Raw genomic sequence first — 22,988 nt, 5'->3', positions numbered from 1 at the left:
GGAAAGGCGGTAAGAAAATGAGCAAATTCAAAAAAGTTCTTATCGCCTGTTCCACTCTTCTGTTAATTTTCTCTCTCTTCTCTGTTGCGCGAATTCTTTTACGGGATTATGCTGAACAGCAGCGAATGAAAGAGCTGGCAGCGGTCTGGAAAAACGGATCAGACACAGGCGGGGGCTCTGCCTCCCCCTCCCCTTTCAGCACGAAAGCGCACGGGCAAGTCATGCTCCCCGAATTTCAAGAGCTTTACGAGAGGAACCCGGACATCATCGGTTGGCTGAAAATGGACGGCACCCGTATTGATTACCCGGTTATGCGGAACCCGCAGGATCCGCAATACTATCTCGATCATGATTTCGATAAAAAGAAGAGCAAAAACGGCCTCCTCTTTTTGGACGCATCCAGCCGGATAAACGATGCAGGCATTTTGCTGATTCACGGACATCATATGAAAAGCGGCCTGATGTTTGCAGACCTGATGAAGTACAAGAAAGAAAGCTATTATAAGGAGCATGCTACCTTCGAGTTTAGTACGCTTTACGAGAAGGAAGAGTATGAGATCGTTGCGGTTTTTCTTTCACAGGTCTATCGCAAATCGGACGAGGTTTTTAAATACTACCAGATTGAGAAGGCAGGAACCCCGGCCGAGTTCGAATCTTATGTTCAGAACATCAAAAAACTTGCTCTCTACGACACAGGCGTAACAGCCCGGTATGGCGACAAGCTGCTTGTTCTGTCTACTTGTGAGTACTCAACCGAAAACGGCCGGTTAGCGGTGGTCGCCCGAAAGCGTATATGACACTGTTGAACCACGGGTTCAAGCAAAGCAAATTTTTCATATCACGTTCTCCACTGGAGGACGTGATTTTTTTGATTAGGTTTGACTTTCACTGTGAACATTTATCGCAGCCAAGCTGGAAATGTGATTTTGCGGACGATTTGTCCATGGTTCACTAACACGAAGAAGAAAAAAATGCCCTTAGGATAAGGGCATAGAAGAAAAGATTATGAAGGAATTAAGGAAGCACATTCCCCGCCGCGCGGTAAATTTCATACCACTCTTCACGCGTCAGCGTGATGTCAGCGGCTTTACAGCAGTCCAGAATTCTCTCCAGATTCATTGTACCGGTTACCGGCTGCATTTTGGCCGGATGACGGAGAAGCCATGCAATCGCGATCGTCGTGTTGGAAACCTCGTATTTCGCGGCGATTTCATCGATTTTGCGGTTCAGCTCAGGGAATTTCTCGTTGCCGAGGAAAACCCCTTCAAAAAATCCGTATTGGAACGGCGACCAAGGCTGGATCGTAATATCATGCAATCGGCAATAGTCGAGAATGCTGCCGTCACGGTTAACCGCAGCTGCGTTCTCCATGTTCACGTTGATTCCGCTGGAAATCATCGTAGCATTCGTGATGCTCAGCTGCAGCTGATTCGCAACCAGCGGCTGCTTCACATGCTTCTTCAACAGCTCGATCTGCATGGGATTTTGATTGGAGACCCCGAAATGGCGCACCTTGCCTGAGCTCTCCAGCTTGTCGAACGCCTCTGCTACTTCCTCCGGTTCCACCAAAGCGTCAGGACGATGCAGCAGCAGCACGTCGAGATAATCGGTTTTCAATCTTTTCAGAATACCGTCTACCGAATTTAATATATGCTCTTTGGAGAAATCAAACATGCCCTGGCGAATGCCGCATTTGGACTGCAGAATGATTTTCTCGCGCACATCGTCATTCATATGGATCGCGTCTGCAAAAATCTCCTCGCATTTGCCGCTGCCGTAAATATCCGCATGGTCAAAAAAATTCGCCCCAGCTTCAAGCGCCGTCTGCACAAATTTCTCCGCCTCGGCTTGTTCCAGCGAATTGATGCGCATGCAGCCAACAGCAATCACCGGTACCTCCAGGTTGCTGGTTCCCAGTTTCATCGTTCTCATGATTCATATCCTCCTTGTCTAAACTTTTGAATCAACGGCTTGTATTGTACAATAGAATCTTAAAGCTTAAAGTTAACTTCAAGTCAAGAGCTGCACACCAAATTATATTCGGGAGAGAAATAAGATGGCGATGATCTACTCCATTAAACAAGTATCGGAAAAAACCAATTTACCTAGTCACACACTGCGTTATTATGAAAAAGAGGGGCTGCTGCCGTTCGTGAAACGGAGTGAAGGCGGCATACGCCGCTTTACCGACGACGACTTGGAATGGCTCGGGTTAATCTGCTGTCTGAAGGAAACGGGCATGCCCATTAAGCAGATCAAAGAGTTCGTCGATTTAAGCGTGCAAGGCGGTGGCACCCTGAAGCAGCGCTGCGAAATATTGATCGAGCACAAGAAGAACGTCGAGAATGAAATCCAAACGATGCAGAAGCATCTGAAAAAAGTAACGATGAAAATCAACCATTTCAGCGCGCAGTACGAAGAATACGCTCGCCGGTGACCTGTTGCAATAAAGCCAGCTCTCTGAAATAATAAAAGGACACTAGTCTTCCATCTTTATGCAAAGGAGGCGATTGACTTGGATTCATCCATGATCCATGAATTTTTTGATGCAGTACAGGCAGGCAACGCAGCCAGGCTGGAGGAGCTCATGGAAAATCATCCTCATTTGGCGAATACGGCTAACAGCGACGGTCTCACCCCGCTAGGATATGCAGCGCATTTCGGACAGAGGGAAGCAGTGCGGGCGCTGCTCGATCACAACGCTGATGTGAACGCGGTGTCCCGCTCCACAATCTCTTACATCCCCTCGAACACGGCTCTGCATGCTGCCATCGCAGGGGCAAGAAATCTGGAGGTCATCCGCCTTCTGCTTGCCCGTCATGCCAAAACTGATCTGCTGGACAGCAATGGCCATACCTGTCTGCATACTGCGGCCTTTCACGAGGATAATCGAGAGATCATTGAGTTATTGATCGAGCATGGCGCCGACGTCAATGCTCGGACGAAAGACGGCGAAAGCCCGTTGTCTCTTGCCATCAAACAAGGGAACCACCTTGTGGCAGAGCTTCTTCGCGAACATGGAGCCCTGTTATGATTCATAGCAGGGCTTTTTTTTTACCTCGCTTTCTCTTGACCTTTCCTCGCTTTATTGCTGTTTGCGATCCACCGCTCCGTATAAATTCCCCTGGTATTTCGGCTTTTCTCCCCTAGCAGCATGCTCCGGTTTGCAGCTTTTATTTTATTCACAAATGGTAGATTTTTCTCCCCGGATCACATAAACCTCCCCCTTCATACAAATCTATCTACCAATTACAATAATAGGTAACTCAGGGTGATAGATACGGTATTCCGATCCCTTGTATTGAAAACGCTTCATTACGGCCGCTCGACTCTCTGTTTCCTGTTTCCCGCTGATTATTTCATGAAGGGGGTGATAGATTCTTAGATTTGCCTGCAATCTTCATGCACTACAAAACTATGGGACGAGAGGTGGATTTAAGTAATGGCACTACACAAACAATGGTTTTCAAAGAGCAGCATCCTGCTGCTGGCTGTCGTCACGACTCTATCTGTGTTTTCCTCATTAGCTTACGGGGGGCAAAAAGCGGAGGCTGCTTCGGATTATAAAATCATCGGATATTATCCATCCTGGGGAGCGTATGGAAGAAACTATAACGTCTCCGACATCGATGCCAGCAAAGTGACGCATATCAACTATGCGTTCGCGGATATTTGCTGGAACGGCATTCACGGAAACCCGGATCCTACCGGACCTAACCCGGTCACATGGTCCTGTCAGGACGAGGTCGGCACGATCAACGCTCCGAACGGAACGATCGTACTCGGCGATCCCTGGATCGATGCCCAGAAATCCTTCCCGGGCGATACTTGGGACAAACCGATTAAAGGGAATATCGGCCAGCTGATCAAGCTGAAGCAGGAGAATCCCGGACTGAAAACGATTATATCCGTCGGCGGCTGGAGCTGGTCGAACCGCTTCTCCGATGTGGCGGCAAACGCGCAAACCCGCGAAACCTTCGCCAACTCGGCAGTTGACTTCCTGCGTAAATATCAGTTTGACGGCGTGGATCTGGATTGGGAATACCCGGTTAGCGGCGGGCTGTCCGGCAATAGCGTCCGGCCTGAGGATAAGCAGAACTACACACTGCTGCTGCAAAAAGTCCGCGAGAAGCTGAACGCCGCCGGTGCGCAAGACGGCAAAACCTATCTGTTGACGATCGCCTCAGGCGCAGGCCCTTCATTTGCACAGAATACCGATCTCGCCGGCATCGCCTCGGTAGTCGACTGGATCAATATTATGACCTACGATTTCAACGGGGGCTGGCAAACCATTAGCGCGCATAACGCTCCTCTGTACTACGATCCTGCCGCTGCTGCCGCAGGAGTGCCCGATGCAGCGACATTTAATGCCGCCGCCGGCGTACAAGGCCATCTGAATGCGGGCGTTCCAGCCAGCAAAATCGTGCTGGGCATGCCGTTCTACGGCCGCGGCTGGGCCAATTGCGGCTCCGGCAGCAACGGACAGTATCAAAGCTGCTCCGGCGTATCGAATGGAACATGGGAGTCGGGGATCTTCGATTTTAGCGACCTGGAAGCAAAGTATATCAATAAAAACGGGTATACGCGGCATTGGAACGATACGGCTAAAGTGCCGTACCTATATAACCCTTCAAACCGGACTTATATTTCCTATGACGACGTAGAGTCCTTCGGCCACAAAACGGCCTTCATTAAGAGCAATGGCTTAGGCGGGGCTATGTTCTGGGAGTTCAGCGGCGACCGGAACAAGACGCTCTTGAACAAGCTGGCGAACGATTTGTCTATCGGCGCAGGCGGTCCTGGCAACGGTTCGGATACGACGCCTCCAACGGCACCGGCGAATCTCCAGGCCACTGGAAAGACATCGAGCAGCGTTACCCTATCCTGGAGCGCATCCACCGATAACGTCGGCGTTACGGCTTATACGGTCAGCTACGGCTCGAACGAGCTGAACGTATCCGGTACGAACGCCACAATCAGCGGACTTGCACCAAACACGACGTATACGTTCACAGTGAAAGCACGGGATGCCGCGGGCAATGTCTCCGCCCCAAGCAGCCCATTATCCGTCACGACCGACCCGGCCTCCGGCGATACGACACCGCCAACGGAACCGGCGAACCTTCAGGTCACCGGAACGACGGCGAACAGCGTTACCCTGAGTTGGAGCGCGTCGACCGATAACGTCGGTGTTACGGGTTATACGGTCAGCTACGGCTCGAACGAGCTGAACGTATCAGATACGAGCGCCACAATTAGCGGACTTGCACCGAACACGGCGTATACATTCACGGTCAAAGCCCGGGATGCCGCTGGCAATGTATCGGATGGCGTTGCCGTAACAGCAACGACCGATGCAGACGGCGGGAACGCCATCGCTCCTTGGGCGCCAAACGTCAACTACAAGGCTAACGACCAAGTAACTTACGAGGGCAAAACATACTATTGTATCCAATCCCACACTTCCCTGCCGGGCTGGGAACCGGCAAACGTTCCGGCATTATGGGGTTTGCTGTAAAAATCAAATACAAAACAGCAGCACAGGAGCAGAGCTCTTGGCTGCTGTTTTTCTAAGTGGTGTTACATAAGAAAATATTTCCCCAGATTCCTTCCGGAAGCTTCAGCGGCTCGCACCGCTGCGCTTGCCTTCTGCAGCTCAAAGCGCGGCCCTGGCGGCTGCAGCGCCAGCTTCTTCGCCTGAATTAAGGATATCAGCTCCCTGAACGTATCCTGCCACACTTGAGCGCTAACCGTCTGATTCCATTGCCGCAGATGAAACATCGTCGCTGAAGCATTCGTACTGCGCCTGATTTCAGCCCAATCCAGCGGCACGCCCGACAGAAGCCCCACTGTGACGAACATTCCATCTGTACGCACACAGCAAGCCAGCTCCGTACCAGGACTGCCGCCGATCATATCCACCGCAGCGTCTGCCCCCAAGCCGCCCGTCAGCTCCATGACAGCCTGCTTTAGCGGAGTCTCGCCCGTATTGATCACAGATTCCGCGCCCAGCTCAAGCAGCTCTTTCGTATGATGATCGTTTCTCGTCACAGCGATGAGTCTTATGCCAAGAAAAGCGCACAACTGGGCCAATATCCGCCCGAGCGCAGAGCCGCTTGCATTGACGACAAGGACGGCCCCCGGCCTCAAACTCAGTATATTCCGGCAAATAAGCCAAGCAGTTACCGGGTTGATATACAGCTGCGCTGCCTGATCATCCGTGACGTCATCGGGAATCACAACGGCCCAGGACGCCGATGCCTTCACAAATTGCTGCCAGGTGCCTTCGCCCCGCAGCGGCAGCACCCGCTTGCCGATCAGCTCCGGGGCGACATCCATTCCAACGTCCTCCACAATGCCAACGCCTTCGTATCCGGGAATGCAGGGAAGCGATATCCGGTGCGAATACGCTCCCCGGATCGGAATAAGATCCGAAGGATTGATCGGCCGTGCGATCATTCGTACCAGCACCTCGCCCTGTCCGGGAGGTGTAACGGGCCTTTGCTCGACCCTTAGGACGTCTTCAGGCGTTCCAAATTCATTAAAGACAATATATTGATTATCGACACGCATCGCCTAGCCCCCTGTTGCCGTAGCCTATCATATTTATGTTCTAACCATTTATTAAGCTCTAGCATCCCTTGGTCAAGTTGATGACCCTGTCCGCCGCTAAATCAGCTGCGGGCGGTCGGACATGAGCATCGTATTGCCGTAAGGGTCAGCCCCGAACACCATCGTTCGGAAGCCGCCATAATAATCTTGTGTTTCCTGCTCCCTTAAATTATGGTAAGTACCAGGTTCTATTTCCACAAAACGGCTCATTTCTCCTGCATGGCTGACGAGCAGGCATCCCTCTTTGTCCAGCTGTACAGCCGGTCCGGCATTTTAAAGTCCAAGTAATGATATCGGCTTTTATCCATCATAAATGCGGGAGGTTATGAAATAATCCTAGTTATGGTAATTAAGACAAAACGATGAATAACAGCTGTCAGTTGTCGACAGGCTAACTGGTTTATGCTATCGTTATTGTATAAGGCATTTCGCTTCCAACGAAGCGGGGTGCCTTCACGCATATATACATTTTATTACATTTAATGTTAACCAGGGCGGTGATGTCATGGTGCTCTTTATATCCCCCGCGCAGGGGGCGAAATCAATGTTCACGGACGGATAGGGATTTTGGGAGCACAAAATATTATGGTTGAATAACAAGGAGTGTTGTAGTGATGAGAGCATGTTTTGCAGCGGAACAAAGATCACCCATGAACAGGTCGGGCCTGAAGCGCCTGCGTCAAAGCGGACGTCTTCCGGGCGTAGTTATGGGATTGAACAAAGAAAGCGACATGATTCATATTTCCTCGCAGGAATTTCAACGTTGGGTCAGAGGCGGAGGATCAGGGTTATTAGAGGTTCAAGTGGGAGGCTCCGATAAAGTCCCTGTACTGCTCGAAGGATTGCAGCGGGATGCTGTGACACGCGAATATATTCATGTGGATTTCCTCCGTGTAAAGAAGGATGAACTCGTTCGTACGAGAGTAACGCTTGATTACGTCGGTACCCCGAAGGGTACTAAATTAGGCGGCATCGTGCAGACACAGAGCACATTCATCGAGGTCGAAGCATTGCCTCACCAGCTGCCGTCATCCATCAGCGTCGATATTAGCGAGCTGGATGTTGGCGATTCACTTCTAGTCGGAAATGTAGAGCTTCCGCCTGAAGTTACGCTGCTGTCTTCGGAAAACGAGCTTCTCGTTTCTGTCGTTACTCCGAGAATCCAAGCTGAGGATCTCGAGTCCCAGGACGAGTCGGCGGAAGAATAATTATAAATGCACAAGCACAATGCGGCGGGTCCGGAATAATAACGGGCCTGCCGCTTTTTTTAATTGGATGAAGATGATACATATTCCTCTTGCAAAATGCCGTAGATTTCCAAATCAACCACGCCCTTGCCGGACCATAAATGAGCTTGCCGCAGGATGCCTTCCTGCCTAAAGCCGTTTTTGAGCAGCACCTTCTTGGATGATTCGTTGGGCGATTAGGTCTCTCGATTCCAACAGCGGAAATGCATCAAAAACAGCTTGCATATTCATCGGACCGCTCCTCTGCAAATAAAGTGCCTACTCCATTATAATCCATATTTCTTTCGGCCGTTAGGGATATGGAAGAATGGGTATAAAGATAATTAAGGCATATCATTTCTTAACGGAGGCTGCTATGACACTGACACCGAAGCAGCGTGTAGAGCTGCACGAATTCAACAATCTGACCAAATCGCTAAGCTTTAATATGTATGATATCTGCTACACGAAAACGAAGGAAGAACGGCAGGCCTATATAGAATATATCGACGAGCAGTACAATTCCGACAGACTGACCCAGATTCTGATAGCCGTGTCCGACATCATCGGAGCCCATGTGCTCAATGTGGCCAAGCAGGATTATGTGCCGCAAGGGGCGAGTGTAACCGTTCTTGTATCGGAGGGCCCTGTCGTGGAGGTGCCTACGGAATCTTTTGAGGAATCGCCGGGGCCGCTGCCTGACAACGTAGTGCTGCAGCTCGACAAGAGCCACATTACGGTCCATACGTATCCCGAATATCACCCGGACGAAGGAATCAGCACGTTCCGGGCTGATATCGACGTGTCGACCTGCGGTGAAATTTCGCCGCTGAAGGCGCTAAATTATTTAATCCATTCCTTTGATACGGACATTATGACGATCGATTACCGGGTCCGCGGGTTCACCCGGGATATCAACGGACACAAGCTGTTCATCGACCACGAGATCAGCTCCATTCAGAATTACATCCCGGATGAAGTTGTCGATGCGTACCATATGATTGATGTAAACGTCTATCAGGAGCATATTTTCCATACCAAATGCAAGCTGAAGGAATTTGACCTGAACAATTATCTGTTCGGCTATACGAAGGACAAGCTAAGCCCGCAGGAGCAGGCGGAAATCACTGAGCTGCTGAAAACGGAAATGGATGAGATTTTCTATGGCAGAAACATCTCATCCTAAGGCTTTAAAGCTATTCGTTAAGTGCTAATTTTAACGCCTCTAAATTTTGCCGCATCAGTACGATGTAATCCCGGCTGCTGCTCAAATCTTCCTCCGTCAACCCTTCGATCGGGTTAAGAACGGCCGTTTGGGCGCCGATTTCCTTAGAGATGGCTTCGGCTACTTTGGAGGATACCAGAGTTTCGAAGAAAATCGTTTTTACATCATTTTCCTTAGCAAACTTAACGATTTCTGCCATCTGGGCTGCCGACGGCTCCAGCTCCGGCGACAGCCCGGCGATCGGCACCTGCCGGAGCCCGTATTCCCGGGCAAGATAACCAAATGCGGCGTGCTGTGTAATGAAATCCTTGCGCTTCACGCTTGCAAGCGTCTCTCTGAACTCCTGATCCAATGCCTCCAGCTTCGCCACGTAGGCGTCCGCATTTTTCTTGAATAGCTCTTGGTGTTCCGGCGCAGCCTGGGACAGACCTGCTTCAATATTGCGAACCTCTTTGATCGCAAGGGCCGGAGAGAGCCACACATGCGGATCCAGCCCGCCGTGATTATGAGCGTGATCATGATCATGGTGACCGGCTGCTTCATGTTCATGGTTGTGATCGTGCGCCTCTTCATGCGCCTGCTCGTGGTCGTGGTGATGCTCCTGGTCATGCTCATGCTCGTGGTCATGCTCGTGAGCCTCTTCTTCAGCAGGTTCATGCTCATCTCCGTCAGGATGATCATGAACTTCAGCATCCTCGATCATATCGATCCCTTGGCTGGCTTCGATTTTCACGAGCTTCCTGCTGCTGACGGCGGATAGAACCTGCTCCACCCAGCCCTCCATGCCAGCGCCGTTATAGACGAACACATCGGCCTCCTCCAGCTTGGCGATATCCCGGGGGGTTGGCTCCCAGTCATGCGGCTCCACACCGCCTGGAACAAGCATCTGCACATCAGCCGCATCTCCCGCCACCTGTTTCGTGAATTCGTACATCGGATAAAAGCTGACCTGAATATCGAGTTTACCTTTGCTGGGAGAATCGGGAGACTCCGCTTCTGCTCCGCTGGCGCCTGCTCCCCCCTTAGCGCCGCATGCCGCCGTAACCATGATGACTGCAAGCAGCAGTGCGGCGGCAGCCAGCCCTTTATTCCATACTCTATTCCTCTTTGAACTTTCTGTTTGATTGCGATATTGATTCACCTTTCCACTCCCTCTCGAAGATTTGTAGTTCTGTTTCCTTGTCCCATAAGCAGAGCTTGTTGCTTGTACCTGCCCTGTCTTCGCAGCAGCTTCTGCGCAAGCATGGCGGACAGCAGCATCAATAGCAGCATGAGTGAAATCGTCCCCCCGGGCGGTACGTTCACATAATATGAAATGGTCAAACCGCTGAAGATGCCCAGCCATCCGGCAGCCACCGAAACCAGAATTGCCATCGTGAACCCGCTGGCCATGCGCAGGGCCAGCGAGGCTGGCAGAACCATAAGCGAAGAGACGAGCAGGACGCCGACGATCGGCATCGCTGCGGCCACCGTCATCCCGGTCAATATCGCAAACGAGAATGACAGCCGCTTCACCTGCATACCGCTGATCTGCGCCGTCTCTTCGTCAAAGGTCATATTATAAAGCGGCCTTCGCAGCACGAACAAATAAATCAGGCCTGCAGCCGTCACGCTGCCAATCAGCCATAGTCCCGCATCATTCACCGCGACGATCGAACCGAACAAATAGGAGCTGAAGCTTTTGCTCCAATTGGTGCGCAGGCTCATGAGCACGATGGCAAGGGCAAGACCCGAGGTCATAATGATCGCTACAGACATTTCGCTATAGGTCCGATAAGCCCGCCTCAGCCCATCCACAAGAACTCCGCCAAGCACCGCGGCTGCGATTCCGGTCACGGCAGGACTCATTCCAAGGAGGGAACCAAGCGCCACCCCGGCCAAAGAGACATGGGACAGCGTGTCCGCCATCAATGCCTGCCGCCTGAGCATCAAATAGACGCCTAAGACGGGAGCGATTATTCCAAGCATAGCTCCGGCCCAAAACGCACGCTGCATGAATTCGTAGTCAAACACTGCCATCCCTCGCTCTCCCGCTGTTCCAATGAAATGATGCGATCCAAGTATTTTCCCGACTCCTGAAGCTCATGCGTCACCATGATAACGGTCATGCCATGCGATGTAACATAATGGCGCATAAGCTGATAGAAGCCCAATCTACCCTGCTGATCCATTCCCGCCGTAGGCTCATCCAGAACAAGCACGTTCGGCTGCCCCGCCAAAGCTCTGGCAATGCAGATCCGCTGCTTCTGTCCCCCGGACAGCTCCCCGACTTTACGATGCCGGTATTCCCACATTCCGACCTGCTTCAAGCTCTGTTCGACGATCTCGTGCTGATCCGCGGCAAGCCGCTTGAACAGGCCCAGCCGGGAATAACAGCCTGACCTGACCAGCTCCAGTACGCGGCTGGGAAAACCGCTATTGAAAGACGCCACGTTCTGCGGCACGTAACCGATACTCAAACGTTCCCCTTCCAATGCCTCGGTGTGAATATGCACCGAGCCGCTCCATGGCTTCAGCAAGCCGAGCAATAGCTTTAGCAGCGTTGTTTTGGCGGCGCCATTCGGACCGGTAATCCCGACGAATTCCCCTTGATGAATATCCACGGAAATGCCGCTTAGCACGGGCGTATCCCCATATCCGAATACGACATTCCGCATGGAAGACAAAATCATGCAAATCCCTCACTTATACGTAAATATTACGATTAAACAAAACGGCATTTCGCCCTTTCATCCGTCGAAGTAAGACGCTGCAGCGCGTTTATGTCCTCACCCTATCTAGTTTCGCGATGAATCGTATATTTCTTTAGACGCGGCGAGTACTTTCTTAACTCTAGGCGTTCGGGATGCGTTTTTTTGTTTTTCGTTGTGGTATAGTTGCGGTCCCCGCATTCAGTGCATGCCAGCGTTACGACTACTCTCATTCGATACCCTCCTTTCTATCCGTTAGCTCTTCCTGCTCTGTTCCCTACCTAAGGCCTGCTGCCAAATATTCCTCATCGCTGATCCACGGCAGCGGGTTATGGAAGCTGGCCCAATCCAAGCTCATTTCTTCCTCAGTTAACAGACATTGATCCAACGATTCTTCGATCTCGGCACGGTTCATATGTATGCCGATAAAGACTATTTCATTGAGACGGTCCCCCCATACTTCATCCCATTTCCGCCTCATCTCCGGCTCGCTGTGGAAGACCTCCTCCTGCTGCTCTGGAGGAAAAGACGCCAGCCACTGCCCCGCCGGACCGAATTGAATCGACGGCCCGGCCTGGCTCAAGCTGGCCGCCAAATCCGTCTTGGCCGCGATCCATGCCAGACCTTTCGCCCGTACGACCTCTTCAGGCCAGTCGCTCATAAAGCCAGCCAGACGCTCCGGATGAAACGGCCGCACTCTGCGGTACACGAAGGAACTGATGCCGTATTCCTCCGTCTCGGGGGTATGGCTCTCCTGCTGCAGCTCCTTGATCCAGCCCGCAGACATACTCACCTCATCAAAATTGAACAAGCCTGTATTCAATATTTCCGCAGGATCAATGCTGCCATGCTGCGTCCGGATGAACTTGGCAGCGGGCTGCAGCTTCCTGAGGACTCCCTCCAGCTCATCCAGCTCCCCCTCTCCGACCAGGTCGCATTTATTCAGGATCAGCACATTGCAGGTTTCGATTTGATCGATCAGCAGATCCACAACATCCCGTGCATCCCCTTCACCACTGGCTTCGCCTCTCTCCAGCAGTGTCTCTCCGGAGGAGAAGTCATGCCAGAAACGATAAGCGTCCACGACAGTTACCATGCAGTCCAGCCTAGCCAAACCACGCAAATCAATCCCTGTCTCCGTATCCTCATAAGTGAAAGTCTGGGCAACCGGGATCGGTTCGCTTATGCCGGTAGATTCAATGAGGATATAATCAAATCTCCCTTCCTCCGCCAGGATCTGTACTTCCTTCAGCAAATCATCCCGCAGGGTGCAGCAAATGCAGCCGTTGGACATCTCCACCAGCTTCTCCTCTGTCCGCGACAGATTCGTTTCTGCGCTTACCAGCTCTGCATCGATGTTTATTTCGCTCATATCGTTGACAATGACGGCAACTCTCAGCCCTTGGCGATTATTCAGCACATGGTTCAGCACCGTTGTTTTCCCTGAGCCCAAGTACCCGCTGAGCACGGTAACCGGTAATGGTTGATCAGTCATTCAACCAACTCCCTTCGCAATTCAGATTAGTTTTTTACAGCGATAATTATTCGTAATTATTACGATTAACAAAACCTAATATAATGCCAACTCCCCGGTTTGTCAATGCTGGATGACCGGCAAAATTCATGATTTATTGTTCTGAACCTCGTCCGTTATTAATAGTAATTATTATGATTAAGATAATCCTATGAAAAATAGAGGAGATTGCTATGAACCCATTGCCCCTAACCCGATGGCTTCCCTTTTTGCTTCCCGCCGCCTTTGTGCTGGCCTGTCTCATTGTCATCGCCCCCGCTCTGCCGCCTTTGGTATCGTTCGACTTCAATTATCTCCATCTGTTCAAGACAAGCTTTATCGGCATACTGCTGGAGGCGCTCCCTTTCGTGCTGATCGGGGCCCTGCTCTCCTCGCTCGTACATCTGTATATTTCCGAGGACATGTTAAGCAGATGGATTCCAAAGCACCCTGCCGCCGGCATTTTGTTCGCCTGTACGCTGGGCTTCATATTTCCGGTGTGCGAATGCGGGATGATCCCCCTAATCCGCAAGCTCATTCAAAAAGGCATGCCCGTATACATGGCCGCCGTGTTCATTCTGGCCGGACCGATCGTGAATCCGGTTGTGTACGGAGCGACCTATATGGCGTTCCGGCTGCATCCGGAAATGGTCTATGCCAGAATGGGATTAGCCTTCCTTGTCGCCGCAGCGATCGGCTGGATGATCTACGCCACCTGGAAAGGAGATCCGCTAAGAAGCAAACCCCTTTCCGGCGCAGCTTCAAGCCACCATCATAATCATAATCACAGCCATCCCCATGAGCATGCCCATGAACATCCCCATAAGCATGAGCACAACCATAGTCATCATCACGGCCCTTCCCGGCACGGCGGGAAAATAACAGCGATATTTGTTCACGCGGCCGACGAGGTATTTGATATGGGAAAATACTTGATCATGGGCTGCCTCATTACGGCCGCGATTCAATCCTTCGTTCCCAGAGAGAGCCTTCTCGCCATCGGCGGGGGTCCTGTTGGTTCCTACGCCTTCATGATGGGCTTCGCTTTTCTATTGTCGCTGTGCTCAACCTCCGACGCCTTTGTCGCTGCCGCGTTCACGCATACGTTTTCCGCCGGCTCCCTGCTCGCTTTTCTCGTATTTGGACCGATGCTGGATCTCAAGAACGTCCTCATGCTCCTGTCCGTCTTCAAAGCCAAATTTGTCATATATTTCGCTTTTCTCATCTGTACTGTCGTATTTGTTGGTTCTGTCCTCGCAGGCAAACTCTATTTAAGCTAATATCCAATTCTTAAGCGATGAAAGGAGGTTACCGGAATGACAAATCCCCGCACAACGCTGCGGCGGCAGCAGCTGGCACGAAGCTTCATTTTGCTGGCCTTTGCCTTATTTATCGCCCATTTGTCCAGAAGCGGCACGCTGCATTACTACATCGCCCCGAAAATGGAGCCTTGGCTCCGCTACAGTGCGATCCCGCTTACGGCCATGTCCCTGAGCCTCGCCTGGGAGGCGCTGTTTTCCAGCGCTTCTCCCGCATGCGGCTGTGAGCACCATGATACCCCTGCATCCCCTCTAAAGAATGCCGCTGTATACACCCTCTTCCTCGTTCCGCTGCTGCTAGGCGTAGTTATGCCGGATCAGGCGCTCGGCAGCATGGCTGCCGATCAAAAGGGCATGCAGCTCTCTTCACCTGCGCTGAACGCAGAGCATCTGAACGATATTTTCACCGCCCCGGATAAGTACAACACGGAATTCGCCGAACTCGCCAAAAAATTATACCCTCAAGACATTATCGAGGTTAAACCGGAAATTTACTCTGAAACGATAGGCGCCTTCGAGCTGTTCAAGGATCAATTCCGGGGTAAAACCGTAAAGCTGAGCGGTTTCGTCTATGAGGATCCCGGCACGGACAGCCCGCGTGAATTTGTAGTTGGCCGCTTCCTTGTCCAATGCTGTACCGCGGATGCCTATCCGTTCGGCGTCGTCGTTTCCTCTGCGCAGCCTCTTCCCTGGTTCAAGCGGGACGCCTGGATCGAAGTACAGGGAACCCTGCAAACGACGGTCAGGAACGGCCGGGAAATCCTCGCTGTCTCAGCGGAGGAAATCCGCGAAATCCCCCGCCCTGCAACGCCTTACGTTTATCCGAATGATCATCCCCTTGAAGCTCTCGACAAATGATGCAAAAAAAGCTGCCATCCCGCGCCGCATTTACATGCGTCAAGGGAATGGCAGCTTTATGTTATGCGCACAATCTGCTGAGCAGATGTCGCATGATTTCTATCCGAGCACGACGCGGTCATCCGACAGCTTGTGCCCGCTGATTCTCTCGAATTCACCGAGCAGCTCTTCGATCGTCAGCGTCTTCTTCTTCGCTTCATTCACGTCAAGAATGATGCGGCCCTTATCCATCATGATGAGGCGATTGCCTAGACGTATGGCCTGCTCCATATTATGCGTCACCATCAGCGTCGTCAGCTTCATCTCGTTTACAATGCTCTGCGTAAGCTGGGTCACCAGCTCGGCACGGGCCGGATCAAGCGCGGCGGTGTGTTCGTCCAGCAGCAGAATTTTCGGCTGTGTGAAGGTTGCCATCAGCAGGCTGAGCGCCTGGCGCTCACCCCCGGATAACGTACCGACCTTGGCCCGCAACCTGTTCTCGAGTCCGATCCCAAGCCGGCTAAGCTGCTGGCGGAACAGAACGCGGCGCGAGGCGTTGATGCCCAGCCCCAGTCCTCTTGTCTTCCCCCGTGAATACGCCATCGCCAAGTTCTCTTCGATCGTCATATTCGGCGCCGTTCCGGCCATCGGATCCTGGAACACCCGGCCGATCCAGCGGCTTCTCCGGTGCTCGCTCAAATGGCTGACCTTGCTGCCCGCGATGCGAATTTCACCAACGTCAGGTTTGAGTACGCCGGAGATCATATTCATCAAGGTGGACTTCCCGGCGCCATTACTGCCAACTACGGTGACAAAATCCCCTGGCTGTAAATGCAGACTAACGTCAGCGAGCGCAATCTTCTCATCCGGTGACCCGGGATGAAACAGCTTGGATACATTCGACAGCTCCAGCATTAACGCCCACCCCCCAAACCTGCATGTTCACCAAGCGACTCCGCAACCTCTGTTGAACGTTTCCGGGCAAGCGAGCGCTGCTTCGATGCGCGGCGCGCGGATGGAAGTACCAAAGCAACGATGACGATCACCGCAGTAATCAGCTTCAAATCCGAAGACTCGAACCATGGGATACGAAGAGCGAGAGCGACCACTACCCGGTATACGATTGAACCTACAATAGCGGCCAGCGTAGCAAAGAATACCGTTCTCGCCCCCAGAATGGCTTCCCCGATAATGACGGAAGCCAGCCCGATCACGATCATGCCGATCCCTGACGTAATATCGGCAAAGCCGGACTGCTGGGCGATCAGCGCACCCGACAAGGCAACCAGCCCGTTCGACAAACTTAGGCCAAGAATAATTGTATTATCGGTATGCGCACCGAAGCTGCGAATCATGCGCTTGTTGTCTCCGGTCGCGCGCAGCGCAAGCCCGAGATCCGTCTTAAAGAACAAGTCCAGCAGCAGCTTGACCACTACGACGACAAACGGCATCAGCAGCAGCGGAGAAACGGAGCTAAAGAGCGTTGTTTCACCAAGCAGCGCAACGTTTGGCTTGCTCAGAATCCGCATATTAATCGAGTACAGCGCGATCATCATCAATATCCCTGAGAGCAGCCCGTTAATGCGGCCTTTCGTATGAAGCAGCCCCGTCAGCATTCCGGCGATAATCCCGCCGAAGCAGGCGAGCAGGGTAGCCGTTACCGGATTTGCTCCTTTCGTAATCATTACCGCAGCGATCGCGCCGCCCGTCGTAAAACTTCCATCTACCGTTAGATCCGGAAAATCCAAAATCCGAAAAGTTATATATACCCCGAGCGCCATCAACGCATAGAGCAGGCCGGATTCAAGGGCTCCGATTAACGAGTTCACCATGATGAGTACCTCCTAAATGATTGAAACCAGCCTATTCAAGCAAGTTATTCTCCTTGTCGTTAACCATGTCCTTCATGGCGTCGGTAACCTCGATTCCTTGCTCGGCGGCTGCCTTGAGGTTCAGGATTAGATCCAGCTTGTCAGGGAAGGTAACCGGCATGTCGCCAACTTTCTTGCCTTCCTTCAGCACTTCAACGGCCATCTCGCCCACCTGGTAGCCATGATCGTAATATTTAAAACCAACGGTGGCAAAAGCACCCTTCTCTACCGTATCACGGTCGCTGGAGAAGAACGGGATATCATGCTCATTCGCAATTTGAATGACGGTGCTGACTGCTTCGACAACCGTATTGTCCAGCGTCGTATACAGTGCATCGGCACGGCCAACGAGCGATTCTGCCGCCTGCTTCACTTCAGAGGTGTTCGTTACCGGCGCTTTGATCAGCTTGATGCCGTGTTTTTCAAGCGCTTTTTCCGCATGATCCGCCATAATCACGGCATTCGGCTCGCCTTGGTTAATCACGACGCCAACCGCTTTTACTTCCTTGAAGTTCTCAGCGATGAAATCCATCAGCTTGACAATGGCTTCCGGGTTCGTGTCAGATGCCCCCGAGACATTTCCGCCTGGCTTCTCCAGATTATCGACCAGCTTGGCATCCAGTGGATCGGTAACACTCGCGAACAAAATCGGCGAGTTCTTAACCTGGCCTACAAGAGCTTGAGCAGGAGGAGTTGCAATCCCGAGTACGAGATCGTATTTCTCTCCGGCAATTTTTTGCGCAATCGTTAAGTTATTGGTTGGGTCTCCCTGCGCGTTGTTATAGTCGAGCTTCAGGTTCTCTCCCTCCACGATGCCCGCATCTTTCAGCGCAGCGAGGAACCCTTCGCGAGTCGCGTCCAAGGATGGATGCTCGACGATTTGCGAAATCGCAACTTTGTAGCTTTCCTTGCTCGTATCGGCCGGAGCCCCAGCCTCAGCATTGCCTTGGTTGGCCGCATTACCAGTGTTGCTGCCGCCTCCGGCATTATTGCTGCCGCAGCCGATCACCGTAATCAGCATAGCGGCAATAACCATGAATACTCCAATCTTCTTTTTCATACCGATAACCCCTCTCAAAACAATAATAGATAACCCCCATAAAGATTTAGGCCACGAAAGCATGATCCTGCTAACGCTTTCACAGATGAAAGTATTAAAGCAACAAATCATGACGGGCTGCTCTTTTTGAAGAAAGTATTATTCCTATCTTAAATGGAGGTTTATTGTACGTCAATTATTAAATAGCGGTCAATTTGCTAACTAAAAAAAAGAACTGCGAGCCTATCCGGTTCCCCGAACAAGCCGCAGTTCTTCTCTGCTGAATCTGGTTCACGCCGACGACTGGCAATTAGTCGCGCGTTACCGTAATCCAGCCATCCTCGTCTACATGCACCTTCGCTCCCAATGCTTCAGAGATGAACCGAAGCGGCACATACGTCTTGCCGTCCGTATGGATGAACGCCGGCTCGGACAGTGCTGCTGCCTGCCCGGCTACTTTGGCTTGGCTGGAGCCGACCGTCAGCACAATCTCCGCTTGCGTGATATCATCGATGATCGTAATTGTCTTCGTTTCCTTGTTCCATTTGATCTCTGCGTCCAGCTCAGCGGACATATAGCGGAGCGGCACGAAGCTGGTGCCGTTCTTCTTGATCACTTCATAGTAATCGCCCGGATAACCGATCAACACATATTTGGAAGTGATTTGCATCTCGTCCTTAAGCAGCTTGTAAATGATCGAACCCGGCTCGAAATTACGCAGGATTTGCCCCGGAGTGATCTCCTCGTCCGCAAGATCCAGCTTGCCTGCGCTTAAGTCAACTTGATCGACAGCTACAGCTCCGCCAATATTCCACATTTCGGCTTCGCTGCTCACCTTAAACGCTTTGACAGGCACGCCTTCACCTTGAGGGATCGCTACCGTCAGCTCCATGTTCTGTTTGCGCGTGTTCAAATCGCCGTCAAAATACAGATCCGTTGTGAGCACGGTATCTTTGCCGAGCACAGTGCTTAGCTCCGGCGATTCTTCAAACAGAGCGGCAGCCTGCTGGTCGTAATCCTTCAAGATCTCGTCCAATGCTTCCTTAACTACGCCGTACATGGCGGCTACGACGAACTCTTTGGAGGATGCCGGTTCTTCATCAAAAGCGTCCGTTCCCAATTGGGCGCTAAGCATCGGATACATGGCGTCATAGAAAGCGCCGATCAGCTCTTTCAAGCCCGCTTCGTCCTTCGCAACATTCGTCAGCAGCGGCTTGGCCAGCTTCACCAGCTCATCGCCGCGAATTTCGGCATGCAGATGAGTCAGACTGAGTGTTTCTTCATTGACTTTCTCCTGCACTTTTTTCACAGAAATCGTGGAAGGGTTCGGCATATGCTTCAGCAGGAAGCCAGCAGCCTTAACCCCAAATTCCTGAACCTGCTCATTGTATTGCTCAAGGTCTAGATAGTCAGAGGAATCCTCTAAGGATATGTACAGCGGCTGTTGTGCCCCTTCAACTTGGATCGCCATGCTAGTGGCGTCCATGGAAATATGGTATGGAAGCTCCTCGCCGGAAAAACCGATCGAGCCCTTCAGCGACATCGTCGAAGCATCCTTGATTTTGGCATGGTCAACCGTTAAAGAAATGGAATTGATCAGATCTATAATTTCCTTGTCTTCCGCGGACACGTTATCCGCAGGGACAACCTCGACCGAAACCTTCTGTCTGGATTCGCTGGACTGAACTTCCAAGCTCTTCTGCAGAGCTTTGTTGACATCAAAGCCCCCTACAGCCTGGCAGCCCGTCAAAAAAACTAACATCAGCACTAGCGGCAGCGCCAGCCATTTGCTCATTTTCTTCAAAACATAACCTCCTACGAATTAATATATTCTATTATCCTGTATCCCCAGCGCCTTGTAAATAAGAGAAAACAACTAGTTGACAGCTCTTGGAACAACAGCTTCCCCTTTATTTATGCTATAATGGCATCGAACATTAGCCACAATTGAAGAAGATCCATGCTGCTAAGGCATGGGAGAGGTTCGCGAACTCCCTCTATAAAAAACTAACGGCGCGTTGCGCCCTTTTTGCCGTGCCCATCGGGGCCAACGGCGTGTTTTTTCATAGTGTCACAGTTCAAGAACTCTCTTTCTTCTATGTAAATGATGCTCCTCGCATCCTTTCACAAAATTCAGAAGAAGAGAGGTTTTTTTATGCTTCAACAGGAAAAAGCCGTCGTCGTATTCAGCGGCGGTCAAGACAGCACCACCTGCCTGTTCTGGGCCTTGAAGCAATTCCGCGAAGTCGAAGTCGTCACCTTTGATTACGGCCAGCGCCACAAGCAGGAAATCGAGTGTGCCCGCGGAATCGCCGAAGAGCTCGGGGTCAAATTCCACCTCCTGGATATGGGTCTTTTATCACAATTAAGCCCGAATGCGCTGACCCGCCACGACATGGACATCGTCCACGAGGACGGCGAGCTTCCCAACACGTTCGTAGAAGGACGGAACCATCTGTTCCTCAGCTTTGCAGCAGTCCTCGCCAAAGGAGTCGGGGCAAGACATATCATTACCGGCGTATGCGAAACGGATTTCAGCGGTTATCCGGATTGCCGGGACGCCTTCGTCAAATCGCTGAACGTTACGCTTAACCTGGCCATGGATCATAATTTCGTCATCCATACCCCGCTTATGTGGCTTGATAAAGCCGCCACATGGCAGCTTGCCGACGAGCTTGGCGCCTTCGACTATATCCGGGAGCGTACGCTCACCTGCTATAACGGCGTGATCGGCGACGGCTGCGGAGAATGTCCAGCCTGCAAACTAAGGCTTGCCGGAATGGAAGCCTATCTCGAGACGCGAGCAGAGGGGGCGACATCATGAGCTTCATACCCGGCGAATTTCGCATCGTTGATAAGCTGCAGAAGCTTGGCGAGGACATCCCTCGCTCCAAATTAAGATATCATCAGCGGCGCGTGCTGGTGAGCAAAGAGTTCACATTCGACGCCGCACACCACCTACATGCATATGACGGCAAATGTAAAAACTTGCATGGTCATACCTATAAAGTCGTATTCGGAATCAGCGGAATCCCGGACGAACTCGGCCTGACGATAGACTTCGGCACGATCAAGACGATCTGGAAGCAGGAGATCGAAGGGTATCTCGATCACCAGTATCTGAACGAGTCGCTGCCGCTGATGAATACAACGGCGGAAAATATGGCCGTATGGCTGTATGAGCAAATGGAGCAGGCGCTGCAAAAAGAGGCTTACCGTTCCCCCGAGCTGCAGGCCCGAGTGGAATTCGTCCGCCTCTACGAGACGCCGACCAGCTATGCCGAAGCGAGACGGGAGTGGATGAACGGTGAGTAACCAGCATCAGCCGATTCCCGTCCTGGAAATATTCGGGCCAACGATTCAAGGGGAAGGCATGGTCATCGGCCAGAAGACGATGTTCGTCCGCACGGCGGGCTGCGACTACCGCTGCTCCTGGTGCGATTCGGCCTTTACCTGGGACGGCAGCGCCAAGGATGATATCCGCACGATGACGGCCGAGGATATTTATGCCGAGCTGCAAGCTCTAGGCGGCAGCCGCTTCTCCCATGTGACGCTGTCCGGCGGCAACCCTGCCCTCCTCGGCGGGCTCGGCGCATTGGTGACACTGCTCCATGACAATGGGATTGCCGTTGCCGTCGAGACGCAGGGCTCCCGCTGGCAGGACTGGCTCGCCGAGATCGACCAGGTGACCCTGTCGCCGAAGCCGCCCAGCTCGGGCATGACGACCGACTGGAGCGCGCTGGACGACGTTGTATCACGGCTGGCAGACCGGGATCATCCTTACAGCCAGAGCCTGAAGGTCGTCGTCTTTGACGAGGCGGATCTGGCCTACGCGAAAAAGGTGCATGCCCGCTATCCGGACATTCCGTTTTTCCTGCAGGTCGGCAATCCAGACGTCAGAAGAATGGATATTCAGCAGCATACCGCCGACCTTCTAGAGAGATACGAGCAGTTGATCGATCAGGTCGTCGCTGATCCAGAGCTGAACGACGTCCGCGTACTGCCCCAGCTTCATGCTCTTGTATGGGGCAACAAACGCGGTGTCTAGCGTTCTCTATTATTGTTGATAACAAGAATCAACCCGCTTAGGAGGAATTAAACATGACTGGAAGACAAAACGAAGAGCTTCAGGATTTAACACTGCTTGGCAATCAAAAGGTGCAGTACTCTTTTGCCTATGATCCAGGCATTCTTGAAAGCTTCGATAACAAGCATCCCTACCGCGATTACTTCGTGAAGTTCAACTGCCCGGAATTCACGAGCCTGTGCCCGATTACGGGACAGCCCGATTTCGCGACCATTTATATCAGCTATATTCCCGATATCAAAATGGTTGAGAGCAAATCCCTGAAGCTGTATCTGTTCAGCTTCCGCAACCATGGCGATTTCCATGAGGACTGCGTGAACATCATTATGAACGATCTGATTAAACTGATGGATCCGAGATATATTGAGGTCTGGGGCAAATTTACGCCACGAGGCGGCATTTCTATCGATCCATACTGCAATTACGGCCGTCCCGGCACGAAATACGAGGCCATGGCCGAGCAGCGCCTGATTCAGCATGATATGTATCCGGAGAAAATCGATAACAGATAAATCAGGGTTCAGACTGCTGCAATCTGATACAATAAATAAATAGACGATTGCAACCTA

At 51.9% G+C, this 22,988-nt stretch carries 23 protein-coding genes, 2 pseudogenes and 1 riboswitch; of the genes and pseudogenes, 12 read left to right on the top strand and 13 right to left on the bottom strand.

The annotated features are described in order from the left end of the window. Positions 1-17: 17 nt before the first annotated feature. Positions 18-797, top strand: a complete 780-nt coding sequence (locus tag MKX50_RS07490; protein ID WP_213589118.1) for a class B sortase — start codon at positions 18-20, stop codon at positions 795-797. A gap of 217 nt (positions 798-1,014) precedes the next feature. Here MKX50_RS07490 and MKX50_RS07485 read toward each other — a convergent pair whose 3' ends face one another. After that, entirely contained in the window at positions 1,015-1,932 is a 918-nt protein-coding gene (locus MKX50_RS07485; RefSeq protein ID WP_283927556.1) for an aldo/keto reductase family oxidoreductase, read from the bottom strand. Between the two features lie 124 nt (positions 1,933-2,056). Between MKX50_RS07485 and MKX50_RS07480 the strand changes: the two genes are divergently transcribed. The 3 genes and pseudogenes from MKX50_RS07480 to MKX50_RS07470 form a co-directional block, all read left to right on the top strand. Then, entirely contained in the window at positions 2,057-2,437 is a 381-nt protein-coding gene (locus MKX50_RS07480) for a MerR family transcriptional regulator (RefSeq protein WP_196427052.1), read from the top strand. Positions 2,438-2,515: 78 nt separating this feature from the next. Further along, on the top strand, positions 2,516-3,034 hold the full coding sequence (locus MKX50_RS07475; protein ID WP_306422041.1) for an ankyrin repeat domain-containing protein: 519 nt from the start codon (positions 2,516-2,518) through the stop codon (positions 3,032-3,034). 408 nt (positions 3,035-3,442) lie between these two features. Next, a pseudogene (locus MKX50_RS07470) lies at positions 3,443-5,515 on the top strand (glycosyl hydrolase family 18 protein); the annotation flags it as partial. A gap of 65 nt (positions 5,516-5,580) precedes the next feature. Here MKX50_RS07470 and MKX50_RS07465 read toward each other — a convergent pair. Together MKX50_RS07465 and MKX50_RS07460 are read right to left on the bottom strand one after the other, a co-directional pair. Continuing rightward, positions 5,581-6,573, bottom strand: coding sequence for a zinc-dependent alcohol dehydrogenase family protein (locus tag MKX50_RS07465; protein ID WP_339159025.1), 993 nt, complete (start codon positions 6,571-6,573; stop codon positions 5,581-5,583). 96 nt (positions 6,574-6,669) lie between these two features. Beyond that, positions 6,670-6,822: a hypothetical protein gene (locus tag MKX50_RS07460; RefSeq protein ID WP_339159023.1), complete on the bottom strand. Its 153-nt coding sequence runs from the start codon at positions 6,820-6,822 to the stop codon at positions 6,670-6,672. A gap of 404 nt (positions 6,823-7,226) precedes the next feature. Here MKX50_RS07460 and MKX50_RS07455 point away from each other — a divergent pair, with 404 nt between their 5' ends. Then, positions 7,227-7,820 (top strand): 50S ribosomal protein L25, encoded by a 594-nt coding sequence (locus MKX50_RS07455; protein ID WP_213589123.1) that lies wholly within the window; start codon positions 7,227-7,229, stop codon positions 7,818-7,820. Between the two features lie 59 nt (positions 7,821-7,879). Here the strand turns inward: MKX50_RS07455 and MKX50_RS07450 are convergent. Continuing rightward, positions 7,880-8,029 (bottom strand): annotated as a pseudogene (locus MKX50_RS07450) (GNAT family protein); the annotation flags it as partial. A gap of 185 nt (positions 8,030-8,214) precedes the next feature. Between MKX50_RS07450 and speD the strand changes: the two are divergent. Then, complete coding sequence (speD, locus tag MKX50_RS07445; protein ID WP_155609403.1) at positions 8,215-9,024, top strand: adenosylmethionine decarboxylase; 810 nt, start codon at positions 8,215-8,217, stop codon at positions 9,022-9,024. A gap of 10 nt (positions 9,025-9,034) precedes the next feature. On the opposite strand, the gene MKX50_RS07440 is transcribed toward speD, so the two are convergent. From MKX50_RS07440 to MKX50_RS07420, 5 genes are all read right to left on the bottom strand, one after another. After that, a complete protein-coding gene (locus MKX50_RS07440; RefSeq protein WP_339160043.1) occupies positions 9,035-10,111 on the bottom strand; it encodes a metal ABC transporter substrate-binding protein in 1,077 nt (358 codons plus the stop codon). 89 nt (positions 10,112-10,200) lie between these two features. Continuing rightward, the gene (locus tag MKX50_RS07435) at positions 10,201-11,082 is read right to left on the bottom strand and encodes a metal ABC transporter permease (protein ID WP_213589124.1); all 882 of its coding nucleotides are present in this window, start codon (positions 11,080-11,082) and stop codon (positions 10,201-10,203) included. Then, positions 11,019-11,735 carry a metal ABC transporter ATP-binding protein gene (locus MKX50_RS07430; RefSeq protein WP_339159020.1) on the bottom strand — a complete coding sequence of 239 codons (717 nt, stop codon included), beginning with the start codon at positions 11,733-11,735 and terminating at the stop codon, positions 11,019-11,021. The genes MKX50_RS07435 and MKX50_RS07430 overlap by 64 nt, the downstream gene beginning before the upstream one ends. A gap of 101 nt (positions 11,736-11,836) precedes the next feature. Then, on the bottom strand, positions 11,837-11,986 hold the full coding sequence (rpmG, locus tag MKX50_RS07425) for a 50S ribosomal protein L33 (RefSeq protein WP_148450702.1): 150 nt from the start codon (positions 11,984-11,986) through the stop codon (positions 11,837-11,839). A gap of 44 nt (positions 11,987-12,030) precedes the next feature. Beyond that, positions 12,031-13,248: a GTP-binding protein gene (locus MKX50_RS07420; RefSeq protein WP_339159014.1), complete on the bottom strand. Its 1,218-nt coding sequence runs from the start codon at positions 13,246-13,248 to the stop codon at positions 12,031-12,033. A 212-nt stretch (positions 13,249-13,460) separates the two neighbouring features. Here MKX50_RS07420 and MKX50_RS07415 point away from each other — a divergent pair, with 212 nt between their 5' ends. Both MKX50_RS07415 and MKX50_RS07410 read left to right on the top strand, forming a co-directional pair. After that, positions 13,461-14,546: a permease gene (locus MKX50_RS07415; RefSeq protein ID WP_339159012.1), complete on the top strand. Its 1,086-nt coding sequence runs from the start codon at positions 13,461-13,463 to the stop codon at positions 14,544-14,546. Positions 14,547-14,582: 36 nt separating this feature from the next. Next, positions 14,583-15,443 carry a TIGR03943 family protein gene (locus MKX50_RS07410; RefSeq protein WP_339159010.1) on the top strand — a complete coding sequence of 287 codons (861 nt, stop codon included), beginning with the start codon at positions 14,583-14,585 and terminating at the stop codon, positions 15,441-15,443. A 99-nt stretch (positions 15,444-15,542) separates the two neighbouring features. Here the strand turns inward: MKX50_RS07410 and MKX50_RS07405 are convergent, their stop codons facing one another. The 4 genes from MKX50_RS07405 to MKX50_RS07390 form a co-directional block, all read right to left on the bottom strand. Next, the gene (locus MKX50_RS07405; protein ID WP_339159008.1) at positions 15,543-16,337 is read right to left on the bottom strand and encodes an ABC transporter ATP-binding protein; all 795 of its coding nucleotides are present in this window, start codon (positions 16,335-16,337) and stop codon (positions 15,543-15,545) included. After that, complete coding sequence (locus tag MKX50_RS07400) at positions 16,337-17,254, bottom strand: ABC transporter permease (RefSeq protein WP_339159006.1); 918 nt, start codon at positions 17,252-17,254, stop codon at positions 16,337-16,339. Before MKX50_RS07400 ends, MKX50_RS07405 begins: the two co-directional genes overlap by 1 nt. A gap of 31 nt (positions 17,255-17,285) precedes the next feature. Beyond that, a complete protein-coding gene (locus MKX50_RS07395; RefSeq protein WP_339159004.1) occupies positions 17,286-18,353 on the bottom strand; it encodes an ABC transporter substrate-binding protein in 1,068 nt (355 codons plus the stop codon). Between the two features lie 289 nt (positions 18,354-18,642). Continuing rightward, positions 18,643-20,127, bottom strand: coding sequence for a copper amine oxidase N-terminal domain-containing protein (locus MKX50_RS07390; protein WP_339160041.1), 1,485 nt, complete (start codon positions 20,125-20,127; stop codon positions 18,643-18,645). Positions 20,128-20,305: 178 nt separating this feature from the next. After that, positions 20,306-20,349: riboswitch (PreQ1 riboswitch) on the top strand. A gap of 138 nt (positions 20,350-20,487) precedes the next feature. On the opposite strand from MKX50_RS07390, the gene queC reads away from it, so the two are divergent. Genes queC through queF form a run of 4 tightly spaced genes read left to right on the top strand, consistent with a single transcriptional unit; the run spans position 20,488 to position 22,931 of the window. Beyond that, positions 20,488-21,156 (top strand): 7-cyano-7-deazaguanine synthase QueC, encoded by a 669-nt coding sequence (queC, locus tag MKX50_RS07385; RefSeq protein ID WP_213589133.1) that lies wholly within the window; start codon positions 20,488-20,490, stop codon positions 21,154-21,156. After that, positions 21,153-21,647 (top strand): 6-carboxytetrahydropterin synthase QueD, encoded by a 495-nt coding sequence (gene queD / locus MKX50_RS07380; RefSeq protein ID WP_213589134.1) that lies wholly within the window; start codon positions 21,153-21,155, stop codon positions 21,645-21,647. The genes queC and queD overlap by 4 nt, the downstream gene beginning before the upstream one ends. Beyond that, positions 21,640-22,380, top strand: coding sequence for a 7-carboxy-7-deazaguanine synthase QueE (queE, locus tag MKX50_RS07375; RefSeq protein WP_213589135.1), 741 nt, complete (start codon positions 21,640-21,642; stop codon positions 22,378-22,380). Before queD ends, queE begins: the two co-directional genes overlap by 8 nt. 53 nt (positions 22,381-22,433) lie before the next feature. Next, positions 22,434-22,931 carry a preQ(1) synthase gene (queF, locus tag MKX50_RS07370; protein WP_019639298.1) on the top strand — a complete coding sequence of 166 codons (498 nt, stop codon included), beginning with the start codon at positions 22,434-22,436 and terminating at the stop codon, positions 22,929-22,931. The last annotated feature ends 57 nt before the right edge of the window (positions 22,932-22,988 follow it).

It is taken from the genome of Paenibacillus sp. FSL W8-0186 (assembly GCF_037969765.1).
Lineage (GTDB): Bacteria > Bacillota > Bacilli > Paenibacillales > Paenibacillaceae > Fontibacillus > Fontibacillus woosongensis.
Note: the sequence above shows the minus strand (reverse complement) of the source record. Positions and strands in the feature narration are given on the sequence as shown.

Bases quoted from the DNA above. Each gene is read 5' to 3' on its own strand.
- MKX50_RS07480 (WP_196427052.1), top strand. From the start codon at position 2,057: ATGGCGATGATCTACTCCATTAAACAAGTATCGGAAAAAACCAATTTA.
- MKX50_RS07390 (WP_339160041.1), bottom strand. From the start codon at position 20,127: ATGAGCAAATGGCTGGCGCTGCCGCTAGTGCTGATGTTAGTTTTTTTG.
- MKX50_RS07395 (WP_339159004.1), bottom strand. From the start codon at position 18,353: ATGAAAAAGAAGATTGGAGTATTCATGGTTATTGCCGCTATGCTGATT.
- MKX50_RS07460 (WP_339159023.1), bottom strand. From the start codon at position 6,822: ATGAGCCGTTTTGTGGAAATAGAACCTGGTACTTACCATAATTTAAGG.
- rpmG (WP_148450702.1), bottom strand. From the start codon at position 11,986: ATGAGAGTAGTCGTAACGCTGGCATGCACTGAATGCGGGGACCGCAAC.
- MKX50_RS07405 (WP_339159008.1), bottom strand. From the start codon at position 16,337: ATGCTGGAGCTGTCGAATGTATCCAAGCTGTTTCATCCCGGGTCACCG.
- MKX50_RS07400 (WP_339159006.1), bottom strand. From the start codon at position 17,254: ATGGTGAACTCGTTAATCGGAGCCCTTGAATCCGGCCTGCTCTATGCG.
- queC (WP_213589133.1), top strand. From the start codon at position 20,488: ATGCTTCAACAGGAAAAAGCCGTCGTCGTATTCAGCGGCGGTCAAGAC.
- MKX50_RS07430 (WP_339159020.1), bottom strand. From the start codon at position 11,735: ATGATTTTGTCTTCCATGCGGAATGTCGTATTCGGATATGGGGATACG.
- MKX50_RS07485 (WP_283927556.1), bottom strand. From the start codon at position 1,932: ATGAGAACGATGAAACTGGGAACCAGCAACCTGGAGGTACCGGTGATT.
- MKX50_RS07420 (WP_339159014.1), bottom strand. From the start codon at position 13,248: ATGACTGATCAACCATTACCGGTTACCGTGCTCAGCGGGTACTTGGGC.
- MKX50_RS07455 (WP_213589123.1), top strand. From the start codon at position 7,227: ATGAGAGCATGTTTTGCAGCGGAACAAAGATCACCCATGAACAGGTCG.
- MKX50_RS07435 (WP_213589124.1), bottom strand. From the start codon at position 11,082: ATGGCAGTGTTTGACTACGAATTCATGCAGCGTGCGTTTTGGGCCGGA.
- MKX50_RS07410 (WP_339159010.1), top strand. From the start codon at position 14,583: ATGACAAATCCCCGCACAACGCTGCGGCGGCAGCAGCTGGCACGAAGC.
- MKX50_RS07415 (WP_339159012.1), top strand. From the start codon at position 13,461: ATGAACCCATTGCCCCTAACCCGATGGCTTCCCTTTTTGCTTCCCGCC.
- speD (WP_155609403.1), top strand. From the start codon at position 8,215: ATGACACTGACACCGAAGCAGCGTGTAGAGCTGCACGAATTCAACAAT.
- MKX50_RS07440 (WP_339160043.1), bottom strand. From the start codon at position 10,111: ATGGTTACGGCGGCATGCGGCGCTAAGGGGGGAGCAGGCGCCAGCGGA.
- queD (WP_213589134.1), top strand. From the start codon at position 21,153: ATGAGCTTCATACCCGGCGAATTTCGCATCGTTGATAAGCTGCAGAAG.
- MKX50_RS07465 (WP_339159025.1), bottom strand. From the start codon at position 6,573: ATGCGTGTCGATAATCAATATATTGTCTTTAATGAATTTGGAACGCCT.
- queF (WP_019639298.1), top strand. From the start codon at position 22,434: ATGACTGGAAGACAAAACGAAGAGCTTCAGGATTTAACACTGCTTGGC.
- MKX50_RS07490 (WP_213589118.1), top strand. From the start codon at position 18: ATGAGCAAATTCAAAAAAGTTCTTATCGCCTGTTCCACTCTTCTGTTA.